Source organism: Mycobacterium sp. TH-M15 (assembly GCF_057473705.1).
In genome coordinates, this window is the sequence record NZ_JBYCLB010000171.1 from 1 (window position 1) to 3053 (window position 3053).

Annotated in this window: 2 protein-coding genes; both read left to right on the forward strand. The window is 71.2% G+C overall.

From position 1 onward, the window contains the following. Positions 1 to 352: 352 nt before the first annotated feature. The gene (locus tag AC2VNT_RS04055) at positions 353 to 685 is read left to right on the forward strand and encodes a hypothetical protein (protein ID WP_486945630.1); all 333 of its coding nucleotides are present in this window, start codon (positions 353 to 355) and stop codon (positions 683 to 685) included. 311 nt (positions 686 to 996) lie between these two features. Beyond that, positions 997 to 3053: sensor histidine kinase (locus AC2VNT_RS04060; RefSeq protein WP_486945631.1), on the forward strand; the 2057-nt coding region annotated here is incomplete at its 3' end.

A 3053-nucleotide genomic window follows, 5' to 3' on the forward strand; every position in this document is an offset into this window, starting at 1 on the left:
AACCAACGTCGCCGCGTACGGTGGGCCTGCACCCGCCAATCACGGCAGGCGCCACCCAGGGCCAGACAGCTACGCCCCTGCTAAGTCGGAAGAGCCCCTAAACGCCCAGGTCACCGAACCCACGGAAACGTCAGTAGATCCGGGGGTGACCTACAGTCCGGTGCCCGGTTCCCTGACCAGCCTCCTCGTTGTACGGGTGGCTTTTCGCGGATGTTAACCAACAGGTACGAAGTCTGAACAACTGCCCACACCGTCTGCACGGCCTCGTAGAGAGCGTGCAGAGAAGGTGGCGTCATGGCGGGGGCGCCGGCGCATCGGTGAGGTGTCGGCGCCGCTGGGTAACCTCACCGGCATGACCGTCTATCTGGTGATCCGCGACTTCGACAACGAGACCCGGGAGGAGGGGCCGGAGCTGGCCCGGGTCGAGCCGGAATTCGTTGGCGAGGCGCTGCGCCGCATCCGGCCCGGCCACGACGCGGTGGTGGCCGAGCTGCAGAAGGCGATCGACGACGCGCCGGCGCGTGCGTTCGCCATGGAGAACCCGCAGATCCTGATGTCCCGGCAGCTGGTGTTCGCCGCCGATGCGCTGTCGGTGCAGTTCAGCGCCTACGACGACGTCGAGAAGGAGGAAGCGCGCTACGCCCACTACGGCCGCCCCGAGGATCCGGTCCGGTACGGCGATTGACCGGGGGGCACGGCCCGGCACCCGCCGGCCGCCGGTGACCGGCCGCCTCCCGCGCGGCCGGTCGGACCCGGCCTCCGCCGGCCGATCGTGTTTGCTCGGCCGGCCCGCCGACGGTCCGGGCCGCCCCGCATACTCCAGTTTGTTCAGTAAGAACTGTGGTGACGACGACCGTGGTTTGTCATACTCATCGGATTGCCACGCCCGCATCGCCGCACCGCTCAGCGTGGAGAGGGCGCGATGCGTGGGAATCCGATGAATGAGGCGCTGACAGTGAATTGCAGCCGAGCTGCCGCCGCGGCGGCCACCGACCGGTGACCCTGTTCGCCCAGCCGGGCGAGGTGGATCTCCCTCCGGAGGGCGGTGCCGAGGAACCGGATGACGCCGCGGTGGTGCGCCGTCCGCGGCGATGGTCCCTGCCCAACTGGCCGGTCCAGTGGAAGGTGCTGGCGATCGCGCTGGTGCCGATGGTGCTCGCCGGCGTCTTCGGCGGGCTGCGGGTCTCCACCGCACTGGCCGACGCCGACCGGTTACAGCTGGCGGCCGACAACGCCGAGATGGTCCCGGCGATCAACGATTACATGGCGGCGCTGGGTACCGCGTTGGTCGCCGCCTCGTCCGGCGGTGACACCGGGGGCGCCAAGAAGAACTACGAGAATCGCAGGGACGGCCTGCGGTCGCGGCTGGCGGTCACCGACGTCCCGCCGGATGTGCGGGCCGGGGTCACCACCCTGCTGGACGGCGGTCAGGGACTGCTGAACAAGGTGCTCTCCGGCGGCATCGGCTTGCGCGACCAGGTGACCTCCTACGGGCCGTTGCTGCTGACGGCCGAAGACGCGATCACCGGGTCGGTGCGGGTCGCCGACCAACGGATCCGGGCGCAGGCCGAGGGCCTGAGCCGGGCGGTGGGCGCCCGCGGCCAGATGCTGATGCAGGAGCTGTTGGTCAACCGCGGCGGCGAGATGGAGGACCCCGAGCTGCGGATCTCGATGATCACCCTGGCCGGCACCGAGCCGTCGACGCTGTTCGGGATGAACCAGGTGCTCGGCGTCGATTCGCCGGACGCCAAGAAGCTGCAGCAGCAGTTCATGGTCCGGATGGAGATCATGTCCAATCCGGAGAGCGTGTTGCCCAACAATCCGGAGCTGCGCGACTCGATCCACAGCACCGACCAGATCGCGGTGAGCCTGATCGAGAACACCACCCGGTCGGTGACCACGTCGCTGGCCGACCAGGCCGCTCAGCGGCGCGGCGAGGCGATTCGGGACGCGGTGTTGGTGCTGACCGCGATCGTGATCGCCCTGCTGGTGGTCTGGCTGGTGGCCCGATCGCTGGTGCGACCGCTGCGCACCCTGCGGGACAGCGCGCTGCGGGTCGCCCACAGCGACCTGGAGGACGAGATCGACCGGGTCCGCGCCGGTGACGAGCGGGAGCCGGCGCCGCTGCCGGTGTACACCACCGAGGAGGTCGGCCAGGTCGCGCACGCCGTCGACGAGCTGCACGCCCGGGCGTTGCTGCTGGCCGGTGACGAGGCCCGGCTGCGGCTGCTGGTCAACGAGATGTTCGAGACCATGTCGCGGCGCAACCGCTCCCTGGTCGACCAGCAGCTGGCGCTGATCGACCGGCTGGAACGCAACGAAGACGACCCCGACCGGCTAGACAGCCTGTTCCGGCTCGACCATCTGGCGGCCCGGATGCGGCGCAACGGCGCCAACCTGATGGTGCTCGCCGACGCCCGGCCGGTGAACGACACCGGCCGGGCGCTGGCGCTGTCCGGGGTGCTCAGCGCCGCCATCTCCGAGGTGGAGGCCTACCGCCGGGTGGAGACGGCCTCGTCGCTGCCCGACGTCGCCGTGACCGGGGTGGCCACCGCCGACGTCGTCCACCTGCTCGCCGAGTTGGTCGACAACGCGCTGCGCTACTCGCCGCCGACCACGCCGGTCCGGGTGGTGGCCGAGCCGGTTCAGGGCGGCGGGGTGGTGATCGAGGTCGCCGACACCGGGCTGGGGATGACCACCGCCGACCTGAGGATGGCGAACACCCGGCTGGAGGCCGGGGGCGAGGTCAGCCCGGAGAACGCCCGGCACATGGGCCTGTTCGTGGTCGGCAGGCTGGCGAACCGGCACGGGATCGCGGTGCGACTCTCGACGGTGCGGCTCGCCGCCCGCGGTGTCGTCGCCGAGGTGTACCTGCCGCCGGGCCTGCTGACCGCCGTCGGAGCCAAGCCGGAAGCGCCGGCCGCGCCGCACCGGCCGGCTGCGGTCGTACCACGGCCGCAGCGGCCGCCCCCCGGCACCGAGGCGACCGCCCGGGTGGACGCCCGCAGCAACGGCGCCGACGCCGGGTCGGGCGCCTTTTCGCTGCCGCGGCG

Bases quoted from the DNA above. Each gene is read 5' to 3' on its own strand.
- AC2VNT_RS04055 (WP_486945630.1), top strand. From the start codon at position 353: ATGACCGTCTATCTGGTGATCCGCGACTTCGACAACGAGACCCGGGAG.